Source organism: Bradyrhizobium sp. AZCC 2230 (genome assembly GCF_036924495.1).
Classification (GTDB): Bacteria; Pseudomonadota; Alphaproteobacteria; order Rhizobiales; family Xanthobacteraceae; genus Bradyrhizobium; species Bradyrhizobium rifense.
In genome coordinates this window covers 8,670,870-8,691,481 of the sequence record NZ_JAZHRS010000001.1, presented here as the reverse complement: position 1 = coordinate 8,691,481, position 20,612 = coordinate 8,670,870, and the positions used below count along the sequence as shown (strand labels likewise).

The window sequence follows — 20,612 nt, the reverse complement described above, 5'->3', positions numbered from 1 at the left end:
CTACCCCGTATTCCGCAACCCCGCCGAGATTCCGTTGATCGTCAGCTGAATCCCGCGCAGCACCTGCTCATCCGGGTTCTGCGCGCGGTGCTCCCTCAAGAGCTCGACCTGCACGTGGTTGAGCGGGTCGAGATAGGGGAAGCGGTGACGCACGGAGCGCTCCAGCAGCGGGTTGCCTTGCAGCAGCCGGTCCTGATCCATGATGTCGAGCAGCGTCTCGATGCAGGAATGCCATTCGCGGCGGATGCGGCCGAAGATCTTTTCGCGCAGCGCTTCGTCCGGCACCAGCTCGGCATAGCGCGAGGCGATCGCGATCGAGCTTTTGGCGAGCACCATGTCCATGTTCGACAACAGCATGCGGAAGAACGGCCATTCCTTGTAGAGCTCTTTGAGGAACGGCATGCCCTTGTCGGGATGCTCCGCAATCCATTGCTCGACCGCGCTGCCAAAGCCGTACCAGCCGGGCAGCATCAGGCGGCATTGTGCCCAGGAGAACACCCAGGGGATCGCGCGAAGATCCTCGATCGCGCGGGTTTTCTTGCGCGACGCCGGACGGCTGCCGATGTTGAGCGTCGCGATCTCGTTGATGACGGTCGAGCCCCAGAAATAGTCGACAAAGCCGTCGGTCTCGTAGACGAGGCCGCGATAGGCCTTGAAGGCGAGATTGGATAGCTCGTTCATCGCGGCGAGATATTCGCGACGCGGCGCGCTCTCGCGCGGCTGCAACAGGCTGGCGTCCAGCGTCGCCGCCGCCAGGATTTCGAGATTGTTGCGGCCGACCTCGGCGTTGGAATATTTCGACGAGATGATCTCGCCCTGCTCGGTGATGCGGATCTGCCCGTTCACCGCCCCGCCCGGCTGCGCCACGATGGCGTCATAGCTCGGTCCGCCGCCGCGGCCGACCGAACCGCCGCGGCCATGGAACAGGCGGAGGCGGACGCCGTGGCGCTCGAACACTTCGACGAGGCCGATCTCGGCCTTGTAGAGCTCCCAACCCGAGGTGACGAAGCCGCCATCCTTGTTCGAGTCGGAATAGCCGAGCATGACCTCCTGCACGCTGCCGCGACTGTCGACGAGGCGACGGTAATCGTGCAGCGACAGCATGCGGTCCATGATACTGCTTGAGGCCTGCAGATCCTCGATGGTCTCGAACAGCGGCACGACATTGATGGCGCTGCGGCCGGAGGGATGGACCAGGCCCACCTCCTTCAACAGCACCGCGACCTCGAGCATGTCGGACATGCCCTTGCACATCGAGATGATGCATTGGGGAATGGCATCCGAGCCGAACTTCGCATGCGCCTCCGCAGCGGCATGAAAGACGTTGAGCTCGCCCATGGTCTCGTCGCTGTACTTGACGAACGGCGAGACCAGCGAGCGGATGCTGCGCAACTCGTTGGTAAGCAGCGAGATGCGCGCGTCCTCGCCGAGCGCGAGATAGGACATGCCCGGGTTCGCCGCATCCATCAGCTCGGCGATGGTGCGTTCGTGCACCGCCGAGTTCTGGCGGATATCGAGCCGCGCCAGGTGGAAGCCGAAGCAATCCACTGCGCGTCGCAACAGCCGCAGCCGGCCGCGCGCAATGACGCGGGCGTTGTTGGAGATCAGCGAGCGGTGCAGCACGTCGAGATCGGCCTGAAGCTCCTTGACGCTGTCATAGGGCGCGCCCTTGCCGACGGGACGGCGGGTGATCTCGACCTCGAGCTTTTCGGCCGTGGCCGTCAGGCGGGCGTAGATGCCGGAGACGGCCAGCCGATAGGGCTCGCCGCTCCGGTGTGGCGAGGTATCAGGCGAACGCTCCGCCAGCGTGCGCAGCTCTTCGGAGACGTCGGCGAGATGGGCTGCGATCGACAGCTCCGAGCCGAGCACGTGCAGCTCGTTCAGATAGAACTGCATGACGCGGCTCGATTGCAGCCGCAGCGTGCCGCGCATGACGTCTGCGGTGACGAACGGATTGCCGTCGCGGTCGCCGCCGATCCAGCTTCCCATCCGCAGGAACGAGGCGAGCTCGCTGGCGGCCTGCTCGCCGCCCTCCTCCAGCTTGTCTTCCAGCGCGTTGACCAGCCGCGGCACCTCGCGCAGGAAAGTGTAATCGTAGAACGACAGGCCGTTGGCGACCTCGTCGAGCACGGTGAGCTTGGTCCGGCGCAACAGATTGGTCTGCCACAGCGTCAGCACCTCGCGACGCAGCTGCTCGTCGCTGGCGGTGGCCTCGTCTGCGGTCAGCGCCACGCGCTCGCGGCGATCGAGCAGGGCTGCGACCTCCATCTCGCGATCCATCGTGCTCTTGCGGCGGACCTCGGTGGGATGTGCGGTCAGGACCGGGCTGACCTGGGCCGTCTTGAAGAAGTTGCGCAGCTGGTCTGTGCCGATTCCAGCACCCTTGGCCTTGGCCAGCGTCTCGGCCAGCACGCCGGAGCCGCCGCCCTTGCCGGCGCGCATCTGGCGGATGTTGTTCTGATCCTCGGCGATGTTGGCGAGATGGGAGAAATAGCTGAAGGCGCGGACGATCCGCACCGTCTCGGAGGTCGACATGCCGTCGAGGATCTGCTCGAGCTCGCGCCGTGCAACCCGGTCCTCGTCGCGGTGGAACCGGATCGAGGTCTGCCGGATGCGCTCGACCAGGTCGAACACATCTGCGCCCTCCTGGTCACGGACGGTGTCGCCCAGCATGCGCCCAAGCAGGCGGATATCGTCGCGCAGCCGCGCATCAGCCTCCAGCGCCTGGGCGTCCTCAGGCCGGTTCGGGCGAAGCTCGGCGGCGTCGGATGGTATTGTCTGGAGGGACATGGCTCGCTCCCTGGTTCGAGCTCGCTTGGATGCCCGGCCTGCCAAGTGTGCAAGTTTTTTGCCGCAGCGCAAGATGAAGTTGGGGGCGGCGCACACCAAGGGCGGAGCTAGGCCGGCACGATCACCTTGCCGATCGGCCAGAGCGCGATGCCCGCAAGCTTCAGATGGGCCCAGGCGAAGGGAATGCCGATGATGGTGATGGCGAAGACCACGGCGGTCAGGACGTGGCCCAGCGCCAGCCACCAGCCGGCCAGCACGAACCAGATGATGTTGCCGATCACCCCGAGCAGACCGGTGCCGATATCACTCACGCCGGTGACCTCGTCGCGGTTGACCGCTCGCGAGCCGAATGGCAACAGCGTGTAGACGGCGATATTGAACGCCGCGCGCGCCCAGGGCAGGCCGATAATGGTGACGGCCATGATCACCGCGGCGATCAGCCAGCCGACGGCCATCCAGGCACCGCCGATGAGAATCCAGATGACGTTGAGCAGAATGGAAACGGGGGCCATGAGATTCAGGAACCTTGGGATCATCCAGAGATCAGTGAGCCGCCTATATAGGCGCGAAATCCATCGCTGCGAAGACAGGGTAGTCCAGCGAAATCCAAGATTCTTCCCGAGGCCTGAAGGCCCCGGATTTCGCTTCGCTCCATCCGGGCTACAGGGCGTTCAGATATTCCGCCCCGCCTGCTCCCAATAGGGATCGCGCAGACGGCGCTTGAATATTTTTCCGGAGTCTTCGCGCGGCAGGCCTAAGCGGATCTCGATATGCTTCGGCACCTTGTAATCGGCGAGTGACGCTTTCAGCCGCGCGCGGATGCCGGTGGCATCGAGTGTGATGCCCGGCTGCGGCTCGACCACCGCCATCAATGCCTCGCCGAATTCGGCGTCGGGGATGCCGAACACGGCACAATCATGCACGCCGGGCACCGCATGCAGCACCGACTCGATCTCGGCCGGATAGATATTGACGCCGCCTGAGATCACCATGTCGCGCTTGCGGTCGCAGATGAAGACGTAGCCGTCCTCGTCGATATAGCCGACGTCGCCCGAGGTGATGAAACCGTCGCGATCGATCTCGGCGCGTTTCTCGGGCTTGTTGTGGTAGGTGAAGTCCGCCATCCCGGCCATGCGCGAATAGATCTCGCCGATCTCACCCACACCCAGCACGCTTCCGTCATCGCCGATGAAACGCAGCTCGGTGCCGGGTGAGATCTTGCCGACGGTGCCGGGCTTCTTCAGCGCGTCCTCGGAGGTCGCAAACGTGACGGCGCTGGACTCGGTCGAGCCGTAGAATTCATAGATCACCGGCCCCCACCATTCGATCATGGCGCGCTTGACGTCGGCCGGACAGGGAGCGGCGGCGTGGATGATGTGGCGGAGCGAGGAGACGTCGTACTTCTTGCGGACTTCCTCCGGCAGTTTCATCAGGCGGATGAACATGGTCGGCACCATGAAGATGGTGTCGATCTCAAAGCGCTCGATCAGCTCCAGAAACTCTTCCGGCTCGAAGCGCGGCATCAGCACCAGCGCGCCGCCAAGCTTGCCTGCGCGAATGCCGAACGAGTTCGGTGCGGAATGATAGAGCGGGCCCGGCAGGATCGCGCGGGCGCCGGGCTTCAAGCCATAGATCATCGCGCGCATGCGCTCGCCGGCGGCCTGCTGATCCGCCGTCGGCGCGTTGCGCCGCACGCCCTTGGGATGGCCTGTCGTCCCCGACGTGTAGATCATGTTCATCGGCTGCGGCACGACCGGGCCGTCATAGGGATGGTGCTGCGCGAGCCAGCTTTCGAAATCGATCGCAAAGTCCGGAGTCGTCAGGTGATCCGGATCGATCTTGTAGTTGGCCAAGATCTCTGGCGGCGTTGGCACGCTGAGCACCGTGACGCCCTTGGGGATCGCATCGCGTAGGCCGTGCAGCATGTCGGCATGCGCGATCAGGACCGCAGTGCCGGTGTCCTTGAGGATGTAGTTGATCTCCTCCGGCTTGAAGTGCCAGTTGACCGGCACACCATAGGCACCCAATCGCATCGCGGCGTAGGCAGCTTCCAGGAAGGCGATATCGTTCCGCATCAGCATGCAGACGCAATCGCCTTGGCGGACGCCAATCTTGGCGAGGCCACTTGCGATGCGGTCGGCGCGATTGGCGACCTCGGCATGGGCGCGACGGCGATCGCCGGAGACGATGCCGAGGAATGGGGACGTTTCGCTCATTTGTTGAATTCCGATCTTTCGTCGGGTTGACAGAGGCGGGTACCACTCAGGCCGTCATTCCGGGGCGATGCGAGGCATCGGACCCGGAATCCATTTCACAGCGGACAATGAGGCGCGATGGATTCCGGGCCTGCGCCTACGGCGCATCCCGGAATGACGAACTCAGTCCGCATACTTCGCCGCGCGCTTCTCCAGATTCGACCGCACCGCTTCGGTCTGGTTCGCGCTGCCGATCAGCTTCTGCTGCTCGACCGACTCCGCGAGCAACGCCGGTCCCGGATCGACCGAGAGATTGTTGAGCAGGCGTTTTGCCGCGCGGATCGCATCGGGACTCTTGCCGGCGATCTCGCGCGCGACTTCGAGCGCTGTGGCGCGCGGGTCATCGCAGATGCGCGTGGCGAGGCCATAGGTCATGGCTTCCTGCGCGGAGAAGATGCGGCCCGTGTAGGTGAGATCGCGCAAGATGTCGTCGCGCACGAGCGAGGCGAGGATCGGTGTGCCGGCCATGTCCGGCACAAGGCCCCATTTGATTTCCATCACCGACATTCGCGCATCGGGTGCGAGAAAGCGCATGTCGGCGCCGAGCGAGAGTTGGAAGCCGCCACCAAAGGCAACGCCATGCACGGCCGCGATCACGGGAACCGGAAGCTGGCGCCAGCCCCACACCGCGGCTTGCGGAAAATTCGCCTGACCATGCGTCCGCTTGGTGAGATCGCGATTTTCGCCACCCGGAATTCCGTTGCCGCCCTTCTCCTTCATGGCGGCAAAACGCCCCATGTCGAGACCGGCGCAGAAGGCGCGGCCCTCGCCTGACAGCACGACGACGCGGACGCCGTTTTCCTTCGAAAGCCGCTCGGTTGCCGCAACGAGGGCCTCGAACATGGCCTGATCGAGCGCATTCATCTTGTCCGCACGCACCAGGCGCACGTCGGCGACGCCTTCCGAGATCGAGATCGAGACGCGCTCTTCCATGGATGAATTCTCCCTGTTCTTGTTCGGTGCCGCTTTACAGAAAGCTGACGGCCGGATTTAGTCAATCGACCAATTAACCGACAATCCGTACGGGAGAAACAGCCATGTTCAAGGAAAATCTTCTGGCCGGCAGGAACATCCTTGTCACCGGTGGCGGCACAGGGCTCGGCAAGTCGATGGCGGCGCGCTTCCTCCAGCTCGGCGCCGAGGTGCACATCTGCGGCCGGCGCAAGATCGTCTGCGACGAGACCGCGACCGAGCTGATGGCTGAGTATGGCGGCCGCGTCACCAGCCACGGCGTCGACATTCGCAATGCGCTCGCGGTCGACGAGATGATCGAAAACATCTTTCGCGACGGTCCCCTCACCGACCTCATCAACAACGCCGCCGGCAATTTCATCTCGCGCAGCGAAGAACTCTCGCCGCGCGGCTTCGATGCCGTCGCCAACATCGTCATGCACGGCACGTTCTATGTGACGCATGCGGTCGGCAAGCGCTGGATCGCCTTGAAGCAGCCCGGCAACGTCGTCTCGATCACCGTGACCTGGGTGCGCAACGGCTCGCCTTACGTGGTGCCGTCGGCGATGAGCAAGTCGGCGATCCACGCCATGACGATGTCGCTCGCGACCGAATGGGGTCGCTACGGCATCCGCCTCAACACCATCGCGCCGGGCGAGATCCCGACCGAGGGCATGAGCAAGCGCATCAAACCGGGCGATGAAGCCGGCGCACGCACCAAGGCGATGAACCCGATGGGCCGCGTCGGCACCATGGAGGAGCTGCAGAACCTCGCGGTGTTCCTGATTTCCGGCGGCTGCGACTGGATCACCGGCGAGACCATCGCCATGGACGGTGCCCAGGCGCTCGCCATGGGCGGCAATTTCTACCAGCTTCGCGACTGGAGCGACGACGACTGGAAGACCGCGCGCGAGAGCATCATGGCGCAGAACGAGAAGGATCGGGCGAAGCGGGGGTAATCTCATGCCCCGGACGCAGCGCAGCGCGCCACCTTCGGCGTGGTGCGCTGCAGAGCCGGGGCCCATCTCTCCTTACACACCAAAACATCATGGGTCCCGGCTCAGCGCAGCAGCACAAGAGCGCTGCAGCGCGTCCGGGACACGGAAGCCACCACCGCCCCTCTCCCACCTTGTCTTCACTCGCGGATAACGCCACACTCCGCGGCATAAAAACAAAACGCCCACGGGAGAGACATGACCACACAGCCATTGGCGAATCTCGCCGAGATGGTGCGCGAGCGCGCGACGAGCCGCGGCGATGCCACGGCCTATGAGTTCGAGGGCCGCGTCACCAGCTTTGCCGAGTTCGACGTCAAGACCAACAAGGTCGCCAGCGCGTTGATCGCGATGGGCGTGAAGAAGGGCGACCGCATCGCCTATCTCGGCAAGAACAGCGATCTCTATTTCGAGCTGCTGATGGGCGCGATGAAGGCCGGCGCGGTGATGGCGCCGGTGAACTGGCGGCTCGCCGGACCCGAGGTCGCCTTCATCGTCGTGGATTGCAAAGCGCCGGTGTTGTTCGTCGGGCCGGAGTTCATCACACTCGTCTCGCAGATCAAGGATCAGCTTCCGGGCGTGCGTACCGTCATCACCACTGAAGGCGGCGCGCCGGAATGGCAGGACTTTACCGCATGGCGCGATGCGCAGAGCGGCGACGATCCCAAGGTGCCGATCGACACGAAAGACATCGCGATCCAGCTCTACACGTCGGGCACCACCGGCAAGCCGAAGGGCGCGATGCTGAGCCACGCGAACTTCCTCAACCTCGTGCAGACCGGCAATGCCGAAGACAAGCCGGAATGGAACCGGTGGTCGACCACCGACGTGTCGCTGGTGGCGATGCCGATCTTCCATATCGGCGGCTCGGGCTGGGGCGTGATGGGGCTCTATCACGGCGCCCGCGGCGTGATCGCGCGTGAGTTCGATCCGACCAAGGTGCTGGATTTCTTCGAGCAGTCGGGCATCACGAAACTCTTCATGGTGCCGGCGGCGATGCAGTTCGTGGTGCGGCAGCCGCGCGCGAAGACGGTCGATTTTTCGCGATTGAAATACATGCTGTACGGCGCCTCGCCCATTCCTGCAGCGCTGCTGAAGGAATGCATCGAGATCTTCAAATGCGGCTTTGTGCAGATGTACGGCATGACGGAGACGACGGGCACCATCGTCGCGCTGCCGCCGGAGGATCACGTCGAAGGCCTGGAGCGGATGCGCTCCGCCGGCAAGGCGCTGCCGGGCGTCGAGATCGCCATCCTCGACGCCGACGGCAAGCCGCTGCCGCCGCGCGAGGTCGGCGAGATCGCGACGCGCTCGGGCTCCAACATGGCCGGTTACTGGAATTTGCCGGAGGCGACCGCGTCGACGCTGCGCGGCGACGGCTGGCTGCGCACCGGCGATGCCGGCTACATGGACGAAGACGGCTACCTCTATATCCACGATCGCATCAAGGACATGATCATCTCCGGCGGTGAGAACATCTACCCGGCCGAGGTCGAGAGCGCGCTATGCGATCATCCTGATGTCGCCGAGGCCGCCGTGATCGGCATCCCCGACGACAAATGGGGTGAGGCCGTGAAGGCTGTCGTAGTGATGAAGCCGGGCAAGCAGGCGACCGCAACCGACATCATCAACTTCACCCGCGAGCGCATTGCAGGGTTCAAGACGCCCAAGAGCGTGGAGTTTCTGCCGGCGCTGCCGAGGAATCCGTCAGGCAAGATCTTGCGGCGGCAATTGCGCGAGCCGTATTGGGCGGGGAAGGACCGACGGGTGAATTGATCGCGAAGCGACGAAGTGCCGTAGGGTGGGCAAAGGCGCGCTCTTCGCGCGCCGTGCCCACCATCTTGTCCCGCATTCAAGGCGTGGTGGGCACGCTTCGCTTTGCCCACCCTACGATAGCCGTGTGCCCTAATGCTTCCCCGGCCCCATAAACCCGAACAAAAACCCCGCCACCTTGCGCATCTGGATCTCCTCGCTGCCCTCGGTAATGCGATAGCGGCGATGGTGCCGATAAATATGCTCGAACGGCTTGTGGCGTGAGTAGCCCATGCCGCCGTGGACCTGCATGGCGCGGTCGGCGGATTCGCAGCACAGGCGGTTTGCCCAGTAGTTGCACATGGAGACGCGATCGGACAGCGTGCGCTCGATCTGCTCCTCGTTGAGCTGATCCATCTCCCAGGCGGTCTTGCGGATCAACAGGCGCAGCATCTCGGCCTGGGTTGCGAGCTCGACCAGCGGGAACTGGATCGCCTGGTTCTCGGCAAGCGCCCTGCCGAACGGCTTTCGCTCGCGCGCGTACTTCACGCTCTCGTTGATGCAGTAGACGGCGGCGCCGAGTGAGCTCGCCGCCTGGCGAATGCGGTTCTGATGGACAAAACATTGCGCCAGCGACAGGCCACGGCCGACCTCGCCGAACTGGGCGTCCTCAGGCACGAAGACATCGGTAAAGCTGACGCGGGGATGGTCGGTCGGCATGTTGAAGGTCCACATATATTCCTCGACCTTCACGCCGTGACTCTTGGCCGGCACCAGGAAGCAAGTGATGCCGCGGGCATCGCCGTCATTGCCCGACGTGCGCGCGAACAACGCGCAATGCGTGGCCACGTGCATGCCGGTCGTCCACATCTTCTCGCCGTTGATGATCCAGCCCTTGACGTTGTCGCGGGTCGCCGGCACCGCGCGCGTCTCCATATGGGTCGCGTCCGAGCCGTGATGCGGCTCGGTCAATCCGAAGGTGATGCGATACTTGCCCTTGATCGAGCCGTCGATCATCGCCTTCTGGTCGTCGCGGCCGTAGCGGTCGAGCATGGTGACGACGGGAAAATTGCCGACGATGGAATGCTCGTTCTGGAGGTCGTTATGCAGGCCAAGACCCTTTGCCGCAAAATGCTCGCGGATCACGGCCATCCAGAGGTTGGAGCCGTCCTTGCCGCCATATTGCTTCGGCACCGGCAAACGCAGATGGCCGGCGGCGTCTGCGAGATCCTTGGCCCTGCGCAGCAGCGCTTCCCATTCGTGGCGCGGCAGGCCGTCATTCTCGAAATCGGTGCGCGCCCATTCGCGGCGATGATCGAAGAAGCGGATGTTGTCGTCGGCCTGTTCGAGCGGCTTGATCTCGCGTTCGATGAAACGATCGAGCTCTCCGAGATAGGCGACGAGATCGGCAGGCAATGAGAAATCCAAAGGTTCTCTCCCGGATTGATTTTATCGTTTTGCGTTAAGGCGCTAGGCGCGTTTTTGCTTCGCACGATTAAGGTGAGAAGAGCGCGCGCAAGTCAAGCAAGGTGAGATGTGTGAGAGGCGCAAGGCGCGCCCCGCGCAATTCGATGGTGCTCGGACGCTGACGCGCGGTAGTATGACGTCAATATTCCTTCACGAGAAACTGCGGGAGCGCGCGATGGAGCTGAAATTCTCAAAGGTGGAACGCAAGGGGCCGATCGCGATCATCACGCTGTCGCGGCCCGAGGTCTACAACGCGCTGCACATCGACGCGCATTTCGAGCTCAACAAGGTGTTTGATGATTTCGCCGCCGATCCAGAGCAATGGGTCGCAGTCGTCACCGGCGCCGGCGACAAGGCCTTCTGCGCCGGCAACGATCTGAAGTGGCAGGCAGCGGGCGGCAAACGCGGCTGGGACAAGGGCGGCTTTGCCGGCCTCACCTCACGCTTCGACTGCGACAAGCCGATCATCGCCGCGGTCAACGGCGTCGCCATGGGTGGCGGCTTCGAGATCGCGCTCGCCTGCGACCTGATCATCGCCTCGGAGAACGCGACCTTTGCCCTGCCCGAGCCGCGCGTCGGCCTCGCCGCACTTGCCGGCGGCCTGCACCGGCTGCCGCGGCAAATCGGCCTGAAGCGCGCCATGGGCATGATCCTCACCGCGCGCCACGTCAGCGCCAAGGAAGGCCACGAACTCGGCTTCGTGAACGAGGTGGTGCCGCAGGGCGAGGCACTCACGGCTGCACTGCGCTGGGCGGAGATGATCACCAAGAACTCGCCCATGTCGATCCGGGCGTCCAAGCAGACCATCCGGAAGGGGCTCGCCGTGTCGCTGGAGCAGGCGATCGAGGAGCAGCGCGAGTATCCGGCGGTGAAGGCGATGGTGGCCTCACAAGATTACATCGAGGGCCCGAAGGCGTTTTCCGAGAAGCGGCCGCCGAAATGGGTGGGGAAGTAGCTCAACTCGTCATTGCGAGCGCAGCGAAGCAATCCAGAAATGCATCCGCGGAAACACTCTGGATTGCTTCGTCGCAAGGGCTCCTCGCAATGACGGGGAGAGAGTTACCCGCCTCGCCCCAGCTCGCGCTTGTACGACGCATAATTCGGCTGATCGACCGCGAGCTTGTCCATCGTGGTCGCCCACAGATGCTCGGCAAGCCCCGGCGTTGCGAGATCAGCCTCGCCCTTGGCGATACGTTCCGCGAGCGCGCGGTTGAGGTCAGTGACTGAGCCGTCGGCACCCAGCAGCGCGCGCAACCGCTCCACTTCCTTCGCGTCACTCCCCTCCTCCCGCGTCAGCTGCCGCGTGACGAGGTCGAGGATGTTGATCGCCACGCGCAGCTTGAAAGCCTGATGACCGGAGATCAGCGGCGCGATGTCGTTGCGGAGGAAATCGGCGACCGCCTTGGTCAGCTCGATCGGTGTCGGTTCGTCCTGCATGCCTAACCTCCCCGCGGCGCGAGCAGCCGCAGCAGATCGATCTCGGTCTCGGACGCACGGCGGCCGATCATCGCGCGCTCCATGGAATGATCCGGCCCCTCGCGGAACCGCTGCATCATGCCGCCGCACATGATGCCCCAGCGCAACGTGCCCATCACTTCCCAGAATTTGACGCGCGACGGGTCAACCTCCCGGCCCGCCGCTTCGTAACCCGCAAACAGCTCTTCGCGCGAACCAAAACCACCGACGGGCTTGTCGATCTCGCCGAACCGCCAGGAATTGACGCAGACCCAGCCGAGATCCTCCATGGGATCGCCGAGATGGGCGAGTTCCCAGTCGAGCACCGCGCGAATGCCGTCAGCGCCGATGATAAGGTTGCCGTTGCGGAAATCGCCATGCACCAGCGTGGTCTCGGTCGACGGGCCCGGATCGTGGTCGCGCAACCAGCGCAGCGCCAGCTCGAACACGGGCTTTGGCCAGTCCAGGCTGCGATAGTCGCGCTCGAACTCGGAGATCTCCTCGGTCGCCGAGCGGCTGCGCAGCTCCGGCAGCTTGTCCTGCGGTAGCCTGTGCAAGCCCGCAAGCACGCCACCGATCTGTCGCGCGAGACGCGGCCGCGCCGCCGCGAACTCCTCGTCGCGAAGGATCTTGCGCGCGATGGTCTCGCCCTCGACGCGCTGCATGATGAAGCCGGTGCCGAGATCCTCGTCCGGCGTCAGCACATGCATCACACGCGGCGACGGCACGCCCGCCTCATAGGCGAGCTGCATCAGCTGCGCCTCGGCGGCAAGGCCAGCCGCGCGCGTCGGCGCCGCGCCATAGCCTTTCGGCGAACGGCGCAGGATCGCGTCGATCGGTCCGTTGGGATGCGTGATGTCGAAGCGCCAGGTTTCCTGACTGGCGCCGCCGGACAGCTTTGCCGCGCCGGTGACGCCGGTCGCACCGGGACACCAGCGCTGGACGCTACGGGAAAGCTCCGCCTCGATCATTTGCCTTTGAACTGCGCGGGCCGCTTCTCCAGGAACGCGCCGACGCCCTCACGGAAATCCTCAGTATCGCCGGCGCGGAGCTGACACTGGAATTCGAGATTGAGCTGGTCCTCGAATGAGTTTTCGGGGCTGTCCCAATAGAGCTTGCGGATCAGCGACAGCGCAACTGTGGGCCCGCTCGCGAGGTCGCGCGCGAGCTTCATCGCCTCCTCCATCAGCACGCCGTCATCATAGACGCGGTTGATGAGGCCCCATTCCAGCGCCTTCTCGGCCGGCAGCCGCTCGCCCATCAACGACAATTCGAGCGAGCGTGCCTTGCCGATCAGGCGCGGCAGCAGCCAGGTCGAGCCGCAATCCGGCACCAGACCGATGCGCCGGAATGCCTGGAGGAAGTAGGAGGACCGCGCGCACAAAATCATGTCGCCGAGCAGGGCGAAACTCATGCCGGCGCCTGCGGCCGGGCCGTTGACAGCGGTGACGATCGGGCAATGCAGATTGCGGACGCGGCGCAGGAACGGATGAAAGCCGGTCTCGAGCGTCAAGCCGGCCTTGGTCTTCTTCGACTGGTTGTTGCGGCCCTGGAGATTCGCACCGGTGCAGAACGCGCGGCCTGCGCCGGTCAGCACGACGCAGCGCACCTCGTCCCTCTTCTCCTCGATCGCGTCGAGCGCATCGGAGAGCCCGCCCAGCATGTCCATCGAGACCGCGTTCATCACCTCCTGATGGTCGAGCCTGAGGATCGCAACCGAACCATCGAGATCGAGCGTGACGTGTTTGAACTGCATCGTTTCCTCATCAGTTTTGGGCGGCGATGTTTCGCAGACCGGAATTCATTTTGCCGCGGCGCATATTTGATTTTTGGCGCGGTCTTGTCCATGGTGACGAAAGCATACCCCACCGTCATATCGCATGATCTTGCGCGCACCGGCTGACGCGCGTCGTATCAAAAAACCCTGCCAAAAACCTTGCCAAAAACAGGAAACGCGCCATGAACCTTTTCGATCTCACCGGCCGCGTCGCCGTGATCACCGGCGGCAACGGCGGTATCGGGCTCGGCATCGCGCAGGCGCTGGCCGGCCAGGGCTGCAACGTCTCGATCTGGGGCCGCAATGCTGACAAGAACAAGGCTGCTGCCGCGAGCATGGCGGGCCTGTCCGGCAAGGTCGATACCCGCGTCTGCGACGTCACCGATCCGGCTTCCGTCAATGCCGCGATGAAGGCAACGCTCGACACGTTCGGCCGGGTCGACGGCTGCTTCGCCAATGCCGGCATCGGCGGCGGTGGCCGCCGGTCCTTCATCGAGCGCACCGAGGAGGAATGGCGCACGATGTTTGCGACCAATCTCGACGGTGTGTTCCACGCCTTTCAGGCCGCCGCAAAACACATGACCGATCGCGCCAATGCCGGCGATCCCTTCGGCCGGCTGGTCGCGACCTCGAGCCTCGCCTCGATCTTCGGCACTGCGCGCAACGAACATTACGCCGCGACCAAGGCTGCGATCAACGCGCTGGTGCGCGCGCTCGGCGTCGAGCTGGCGCGCCATGGTGTCACCGCGAACGCGATCTTGCCCGGCTGGATCAAGAGCGACATGACATCAGGTCTCATGGCCAATGAAAAGTTCGTCGCCAACGTGATGCCGCGGATTCCGACGCGCCGCTTCGGCGAGGCCAGCGATTTCGGCGGCATCGCGGTGTATCTGATGAGCAAGGCGTCGTCCTATCACACCGCGGATACGTTCGTGATCGACGGCGGCTATACGGCATTTTGATTTTCGTAGCCCGGATGGAGCGAAGCGCAATCCGGGATTTTCAAAACTAAGCAAGACCCGGATTTCGCTGCGCTCCATCCGGGCTACAAACTCTGAGGGGAATGGGCAAATGTTCTCACACATCATGATCGGCACCAACGACCTCGACAAGGCCAAGTCGTTCTACGACAATTTGCTGAGCACGCTCGAAGTGCGCCCGGCCAAGGTCGACGGCCATCGCATCTTCTACTTCACCAAGACCGGCGTGTTCTCGGTGACCAAGCCGATCAACGGCGAGCCCGCGACGTGCGCAAATGGCGGCACCATCGGCTTTGCCGCCAACTCGCCTGAGCAGGTCGACAAGTGGCACGCCGCCGGCATCGCCGCCGGTGGTACGCCAATCGAGAATCCGCCCGGCATCCGCGAGGGCGCGGGGAACAAGCTCTATCTCGCCTATTTGCGCGATCTCGACGGCAACAAGATCTGTGCGATGCATCGGATGCCGAACTGAGCTAGACGCATTCACCGCTGTCATGCCCCGGCTTGACCGGGGCATCCAGTACGCCGCGGCCTTTCGGTTCGATCACTGTGGTCTCTGGAATACTGGATCGCCCGATTAAATCGGGCGATGATAGCGGAAGTTGTGGCAACGCCTCCATTCAAACAACATTTCAAACGGCCTTGCGAAATTCCATCGCATGGCATGGCTTGCGTGAGAAAATACGCGCTCGCCCTTTGGCCGCGCTCCGACTATTCTCCGGCCCAACGCGATCTCAGTGACCCCGGGAGGAACAATGACAAAGCACGCCTACATTCCCCGCACCACCAACTACACGCTCAATCCCGGCGACGAGCTCAACGATCTGCGCATGTCGGACCAGGTCCGGCCGCTCTACGATCACGTCAGGAAGTTCATCCGCGAGACGGTCGAGCCGATGTCGATCGAGTTCGCCAAGGCCGGCGAAGGCAAACAGGATCGCTGGAGCTTTACCCCGAAGCAGCTCGAGGTGCTCGAGGTCGCCAAGAACAAGGCCAAGAAGGAAGGCCTCTGGAACTTCTTCCTGCCCGATGACGAGACCGGCCAGGGCCTGAAGAATCTCGACTACGCCTATATCGCCTCCGAGCTCGGCAAGAGCCCGCTCGCATCCGAGACCATGAACTGCTCGGCGCCCGACACCGGCAACATGGAGGTGCTGGAGCGCGTCGGCACCAAGGAGCAGAAGGAGAAGTGGCTGAAGCCGCTGATGAACGGCGAGATCCGTTCGGCCTATGTCATGACCGAGCCGAACGTCGCCTCCTCCGACGCCAAGAACATTTCGACCACGGCAAAGCTCGTCGGCGACGAGTGGGTCATCAATGGCGAGAAGTATTACATCTCCGGCGTCGGCGATCCGCGCTGCAAGATCCTCATCGTGATGGTGAAGACCAATCCGGACGCGGCGCCGAGCAAGCAGCAGTCGCAGATCCTGGTGCCGCGCGATACGCCCGGCGTCGAGGTGCTCGGGCCCATGTATGTGTTCGGGCAGGACCACGCGCCGCGCGGTCACATGCACATGCGCTTCAACAATGTGCGCGTGCCGAAGGAGAACATGCTGCTCGGCGAGGGCCGCGGCTTCGAGATCTCCCAGCTCCGCCTCGGACCGGGACGCATCCATCACTGCATGCGCACCATCGGCAAGGCCGAGAAGGCGCTCGATTTGATGGTGCAGCGGGGCCTCACCCGCGAAGCCTTCGGCAAGAAGATCGCTCATCTCGGCGGCAACATGCAGATCATCGCGCAGGCGCGCTGCGAGATCGAAGCGATGCGGCTGATGGTGCTGAAGGCCGCGAAGGCCATGGACGTACTCGGCAACAAGGAAGCCCGCGTCTGGGTCTCCATGGTCAAGGCCATGGTGCCGGAGCGCGCCTGCAAGATCATCGACCAGTCGATCCAGATGCACGGCGCCACCGGCATCTCGCACTGGACCCCGCTTGCGGAGATGTACCAGGACGTCCGCCACCTGCGCTTTGCCGATGGTCCGGACGAGGTGCACTGGATGGTGGTGGGACGTCACGAGCTGAGCATGGCGTAAGCCACGAGATGCCGTAAGGTGGGCAAAGGCGCGCATTTTGCGCGCCGTGCCCACCATCTCGACTTGTGCAAGAAATGGTGGGCACGCTTCGCTTTGCCCACCCTACGATATCTGCGAGTTACGCAGTCGTCGCGGCCTCTAACTTGTCCTGGGTCTTGGTCTCGAAATCGCTGGCGTCGTGGCGTTCGTGGAGCTGGCTGGCGGGGTCGCCGGAGACGCGGTTGACCATGCGGCCGCGCTTTACCGCGGGGCGTTGCGCGATCTGGTCCGTCCAGCGCTGCACGTTCTTGTAGTCCTGCACCGAGAGGAACTCGCCGGCGCCGTAAACCAGCCCCTTGGCGAGCGCGCCGTACCAGGGCCACACCGCCATGTCGGCGATCGTGTACTCCTTGCCCGCGAGATATTCGTTGTCGGCAAGGCGGCGGTCGAGCACGTCGAGCTGGCGCTTGACCTCCATCGCGAAGCGATCGATGGCGTATTCGATCTTGAACGGCGCGTAGGCGTAGAAATGGCCAAAGCCGCCGCCGAGATAGGGGGCGCTGCCCATCTGCCAGAACAGCCAGGACATGGCCTCGGTGCGGGCCTTGATCTCCTTCGGCAGGAAGGCGCCGAACTTCTCGGCGAGATAGAACAGGATCGAGCCGGATTCGAACACGCGGATCGGCTCCGGGCCGGAGTGGTCCATCAGCGCCGGGATTTTCGAATTCGGATTGATATCGACAAAGCCGCTGCCGAACTGGTCGCCATTGCCGATCTTGATCAGCCAGGCATCGTATTCGGCCCCCTTGTGGCCGAGCGCCAGAAGCTCCTCCAGCATCACCGTCACCTTCACCCCGTTCGGGGTCGCCAGCGAATAGAGCTGGAAGGGATGCTTGCCGACCGGCAGCTCCTTGTCATGGGTGGCGCCGGCAATCGGCCGGTTGATGCTGGCGAACTGACCGCCGTTCTCCTTGTTCCAGGTCCAGACTTTTGGCGGCACGTAAGGGGTATCGGTCATGCGAGGGCTCCGGCGAAAGATGCGCTTGCATTAATTAGCCCGTTGACGGCCAATGACAAGCCCTGCCGGGTCTGCGCCCGGCGCGGGCCTCCGGCTCGCGTCATGCGTCCGGCCACCGCCCTGCGGGGCTGATGAATGGTTCGTCCACGACGCAACGCCTGCGCGCAAGATGCTCGCCCAAATCCGGCGTGGCATCGCCGGCATCGAAGGACTAGCGTCGAACAGCCCTCGCAAGGCAAAACAAGAAGAGCAACGCGAAGGCCGCCGGGAGAGGACCATGAAATCGCCGATCTGCGACATGCTGGGCATCGAGTTCCCGCTGCTCGCCTTCAGCCATTGCCGCGATGTCGTTGCTGCCGTCAGCCGCGCCGGCGGCTTCGGCGTGCTCGGCGCCACGGTGCACACGCCTGATACGCTCGAACGCGAGCTGACATGGATCGACGACCATGTCGACGGCAAGCCCTACGGCATCGACGTGCTGATTCCCGAAAACATCTCGACCGCGGGCGAGAAGGACGTCACCTGGAAGAGCCTGGAAGCGCGTGTGCCGAAGGAGCACCGCAAATACACAAGCGACCTCCTGAAGAAATACGACATCGAGCTGATCACCACCGATGTTGCCGACAACCAGCCGCAACCATTCGACGCCGAGACCGCACTGGAGCTGCTGAAAGTCTCGTTCAATCATCCGATCCGGCTGATCGCGAACGCGCTGGGCGTGCCGCCGAAAGCGATGATCGAGATGGGCAAGAAGCATAACGTGCCGGTGGCAGCCCTCGTCGGCGCCAAGGAGCACGCGCTGCGCCAGGTCGCGGCCGGCGTCGATATTCTCGTGGTGCAGGGCACCGAGGCCGGTGGCCATTGCGGCGAGGTCTCGACCATGGTGCTGGTGCCGGAGGTGATCAAGGCGATCAAGCCGATCCGCGACGTGCCGGTGCTGGCGGCCGGCGGCATCATGACGGGCCGGCAGATGGCGGCCTGCATGGCGATGGGCGCGGCCGGCGCATGGACCGGTTCGGTGTGGCTTGCCACCGTCGAGTCCGAAACCTCCGAGATCTTTCGCGAGAAGATGATCGCCGCATCGTCCCGTGATGCAATCCGTTCGAAGGGCCGCACCGGAAAGCCGGCGCGACAGCTCCGTTCGGTCTGGACCGATGCCTGGGACCGCGCGCCGGAGAGCCCCGGCGCCCTGCCGATGCCGCTGCAGAGCATCATCAGCCGCGATGCCTTCAACTCGATCGACCGGGCCGCGGCCGCCGGCAATGCCAGGGCGCGCGACCTCGTCAGCTATTTCGTTGGCCAGGGCGTCGGCCTGATCGACAGCGTGAAGTCGGCCGGTGCCGTGGTGCAGGAGTTCAAGGAAGAGTTTGCCGAAGCCGTCGAGCACATGAATGCGCTGGTGGCGGAGTGATGGTCTGCGCGGCCCATCCTTCGAGGCTCGTCCAACGGCGCGTTGCGCCGCCGGCCTCGCACCTCAGGATGACGCTGTCCCCGTAGCCGTCACCCTGAGGTGGCCGCTTCTTCAGCGGCCCTCGAAGGGCGACGGCGTGCCGAAGACGTAGAAAGTGAACCAAGAAGAAATGACCAACATTCCCGAAGACCGCATCCCCGTCATCGTCGGCATCGGCGAGATCGTCGACCGCCCCGAGGAGATCGCCGAGGGCCTCGAGCCGCTCGATCTGCTCGAGCAGGCACTGCGACGCGCAGAAGCTGACGCAGGCGCGGAGCTGCTCGGCGAGGTGCAGTCGCTCGACGTCGTCAACTTCCTGAGCTGGCGCTATCGCGATCCGGAGAAGCTGCTGGCGCAACGGCTCGGCGTCTCGCCGGCGCATTGCCATTACGGTCCAGTCGGCGGCGAGAGCCCGATCCGCTTCATTCACGAGGCCGCAAAGCGCATCGCACGCGGCGAGTGCACCGTCGCCGCAATCTGCGGCGCGGAAGCGCAGTCGACCGCGACCAAGGCTGAGCGCGCGGGCGCCAAGCTGCCATGGACGCCGTTCGCCCACGATGTCCCGGAGCCGAAGCGCGGCGCGTCGTTCCAGAAACCGCTCGCCATGAAGCTCGGCGTGTTCCGCCCCGTCACGGTCTATCCGTTCTATGAAGCGGCATCGTCCGCGCATTGGGGCCAGACGCCGCGCGAGGCGATGGCGGAATCAGTCACGCTGTGGTCACGCTATGCGGCGGTCGCCGCGCAAAATCCCAATGCCTGGCTGAAGCGGCGCTATGCGCCGGACGAGATCACGACGCCGACCGCGGACAACCGGCTTATTGCGTGGCCGTACAACAAGCTCATGGTCGCCAACCCCAGCGTCAACATGGGCGGTGCGCTGTTGCTCACCAGCCGTGCCAAGGCACGCGCCGCTGGCATTGCTGAGGATAGACTGGTCTACCCGCTCGGCGGCGCCTCGGCAGAGGAGCCGCCCGACTATCTCGTGCGCGACCAGTTTTACGAGAGCCATCCGCAGAACGCGGTACTGAAGGCCGTGATGGATATCGCCGGCGGCGACGGCAAAAGGTTCGACGCGATCGAGCTCTATAGCTGCTTCCCTTGCGTGCCGAAGATGGCGCGGCGGACGCTGGGCCTTTCCGCCGACGTGCAGCCCACCGTGAACGGTGGCCTCACCTTCTTCGGCGCGCCGCTCAACACCTACATGACGCATGCAGCCTGCGCGATGGTGCGGCGCCTGCGCGGTGGCGACAGGCTCGGCTTGCTCTACGGCCAGGGCGGCTTCGTCACCAAGCATCACGGCCTGGTCGTTTCGAAGACACCACCGCGGGATGCGCTGGCGCAGGAGACCAGCGTGCAAGGCGAGGCCGACCGCAACAAGCGTGCGGTGCCGGAGTTCGTCACGGAGGCTTCAGGCAAGGGGAAGGTCGAAAGTTTCACGGTGCTCTATGGCCGTAGTGGCGATGCCGAGCACGGTGTGGTGATGTTGCGCACGGCAGATGACCAGCGCACGCTGGCGCGGATTCCGGCAAGCGATGGTGCGACGCTGGCGCGCTTGCTTGACATGAATCGTACGCCGGTGGGGTCGCTCGGCGAGATCACGATGGCCGCGGATGGCGTGCCGGAGTGGCGGGTGGCGTGATCTCGTAGGGTGGGCAAAGCGAAGCGTGCCCACGTCTTGCCGATTTGATGAAAAGACGTGGGCACGGCGCA

17 protein-coding genes are annotated in these 20,612 nt (G+C 64.1%); 8 read left to right on the top strand and 9 right to left on the bottom strand.

Going from position 1 to position 20,612, the window contains the following annotated elements:
• The 4 genes from ppc to V1280_RS41350 form a co-directional block, all read right to left on the bottom strand.
• Positions 1–2,790, bottom strand: coding sequence for a phosphoenolpyruvate carboxylase (gene ppc / locus V1280_RS41365; RefSeq protein WP_334536544.1), 2,790 nt, complete (start codon positions 2,788–2,790; stop codon positions 1–3).
• A 107-nt stretch (positions 2,791–2,897) separates the two neighbouring features.
• Positions 2,898–3,302, bottom strand: coding sequence for a YccF domain-containing protein (locus tag V1280_RS41360; RefSeq protein ID WP_334536543.1), 405 nt, complete (start codon positions 3,300–3,302; stop codon positions 2,898–2,900).
• 159 nt (positions 3,303–3,461) lie between these two features.
• Positions 3,462–5,006, bottom strand: coding sequence for an acyl-CoA synthetase (locus V1280_RS41355; protein ID WP_334536541.1), 1,545 nt, complete (start codon positions 5,004–5,006; stop codon positions 3,462–3,464).
• Between the two features lie 162 nt (positions 5,007–5,168).
• Positions 5,169–5,978 carry a crotonase/enoyl-CoA hydratase family protein gene (locus V1280_RS41350; protein WP_334536539.1) on the bottom strand — a complete coding sequence of 270 codons (810 nt, stop codon included), beginning with the start codon at positions 5,976–5,978 and terminating at the stop codon, positions 5,169–5,171.
• A 104-nt stretch (positions 5,979–6,082) separates the two neighbouring features.
• Between V1280_RS41350 and V1280_RS41345 the strand changes: the two genes are divergently transcribed.
• Positions 6,083–6,955: an SDR family oxidoreductase gene (locus tag V1280_RS41345; RefSeq protein ID WP_334536537.1), complete on the top strand. Its 873-nt coding sequence runs from the start codon at positions 6,083–6,085 to the stop codon at positions 6,953–6,955.
• A 234-nt stretch (positions 6,956–7,189) separates the two neighbouring features.
• The gene (locus tag V1280_RS41340) at positions 7,190–8,767 is read left to right on the top strand and encodes a fatty acid--CoA ligase (protein WP_334536535.1); all 1,578 of its coding nucleotides are present in this window, start codon (positions 7,190–7,192) and stop codon (positions 8,765–8,767) included.
• A gap of 129 nt (positions 8,768–8,896) precedes the next feature.
• On the opposite strand, the gene V1280_RS41335 is transcribed toward V1280_RS41340, so the two are convergent.
• Entirely contained in the window at positions 8,897–10,171 is a 1,275-nt protein-coding gene (locus V1280_RS41335; protein WP_334536534.1) for an acyl-CoA dehydrogenase family protein, read from the bottom strand.
• 214 nt (positions 10,172–10,385) lie between these two features.
• Here V1280_RS41335 and V1280_RS41330 point away from each other — a divergent pair, with 214 nt between their 5' ends.
• The gene (locus tag V1280_RS41330) at positions 10,386–11,165 is read left to right on the top strand and encodes an enoyl-CoA hydratase-related protein (protein ID WP_334536533.1); all 780 of its coding nucleotides are present in this window, start codon (positions 10,386–10,388) and stop codon (positions 11,163–11,165) included.
• Positions 11,166–11,269: 104 nt separating this feature from the next.
• Here V1280_RS41330 and V1280_RS41325 read toward each other — a convergent pair whose 3' ends face one another.
• Genes V1280_RS41325 through V1280_RS41315 form a run of 3 tightly spaced genes read right to left on the bottom strand, consistent with a single transcriptional unit; the run spans position 11,270 to position 13,421 of the window.
• On the bottom strand, positions 11,270–11,647 hold the full coding sequence (locus tag V1280_RS41325; RefSeq protein WP_334536531.1) for a DUF6285 domain-containing protein: 378 nt from the start codon (positions 11,645–11,647) through the stop codon (positions 11,270–11,272).
• A gap of 2 nt (positions 11,648–11,649) precedes the next feature.
• Positions 11,650–12,636: a phosphotransferase family protein gene (locus V1280_RS41320; protein WP_334536529.1), complete on the bottom strand. Its 987-nt coding sequence runs from the start codon at positions 12,634–12,636 to the stop codon at positions 11,650–11,652.
• Positions 12,633–13,421: an enoyl-CoA hydratase/isomerase gene (locus tag V1280_RS41315; protein WP_334536527.1), complete on the bottom strand. Its 789-nt coding sequence runs from the start codon at positions 13,419–13,421 to the stop codon at positions 12,633–12,635. The genes V1280_RS41320 and V1280_RS41315 overlap by 4 nt, the downstream gene beginning before the upstream one ends.
• A 203-nt stretch (positions 13,422–13,624) precedes the next feature.
• On the opposite strand from V1280_RS41315, the gene V1280_RS41310 reads away from it, so the two are divergent.
• The 3 genes from V1280_RS41310 (at position 13,625) to V1280_RS41300 (ending at position 16,455) form a co-directional block, all read left to right on the top strand.
• On the top strand, positions 13,625–14,404 hold the full coding sequence (locus V1280_RS41310; protein WP_334536525.1) for an SDR family NAD(P)-dependent oxidoreductase: 780 nt from the start codon (positions 13,625–13,627) through the stop codon (positions 14,402–14,404).
• 109 nt (positions 14,405–14,513) lie between these two features.
• The gene (locus tag V1280_RS41305; protein ID WP_334536522.1) at positions 14,514–14,894 is read left to right on the top strand and encodes a VOC family protein; all 381 of its coding nucleotides are present in this window, start codon (positions 14,514–14,516) and stop codon (positions 14,892–14,894) included.
• Positions 14,895–15,177: 283 nt separating this feature from the next.
• Positions 15,178–16,455, top strand: a complete 1,278-nt coding sequence (locus V1280_RS41300) for an acyl-CoA dehydrogenase family protein (RefSeq protein WP_008138641.1) — start codon at positions 15,178–15,180, stop codon at positions 16,453–16,455.
• A 118-nt stretch (positions 16,456–16,573) separates the two neighbouring features.
• On the opposite strand, the gene yghU is transcribed toward V1280_RS41300, so the two are convergent.
• Positions 16,574–17,452: a glutathione-dependent disulfide-bond oxidoreductase gene (yghU, locus tag V1280_RS41295; protein ID WP_334536519.1), complete on the bottom strand. Its 879-nt coding sequence runs from the start codon at positions 17,450–17,452 to the stop codon at positions 16,574–16,576.
• A 277-nt stretch (positions 17,453–17,729) separates the two neighbouring features.
• Between yghU and V1280_RS41290 the strand changes: the two genes are divergently transcribed.
• Together V1280_RS41290 and V1280_RS41285 are read left to right on the top strand one after the other, a co-directional pair.
• A complete protein-coding gene (locus V1280_RS41290; RefSeq protein WP_334536517.1) occupies positions 17,730–18,863 on the top strand; it encodes a nitronate monooxygenase in 1,134 nt (377 codons plus the stop codon).
• Between the two features lie 169 nt (positions 18,864–19,032).
• Positions 19,033–20,541, top strand: a complete 1,509-nt coding sequence (locus V1280_RS41285; protein ID WP_334538555.1) for an acetyl-CoA acetyltransferase — start codon at positions 19,033–19,035, stop codon at positions 20,539–20,541.
• Positions 20,542–20,612 lie beyond the last annotated feature (71 nt).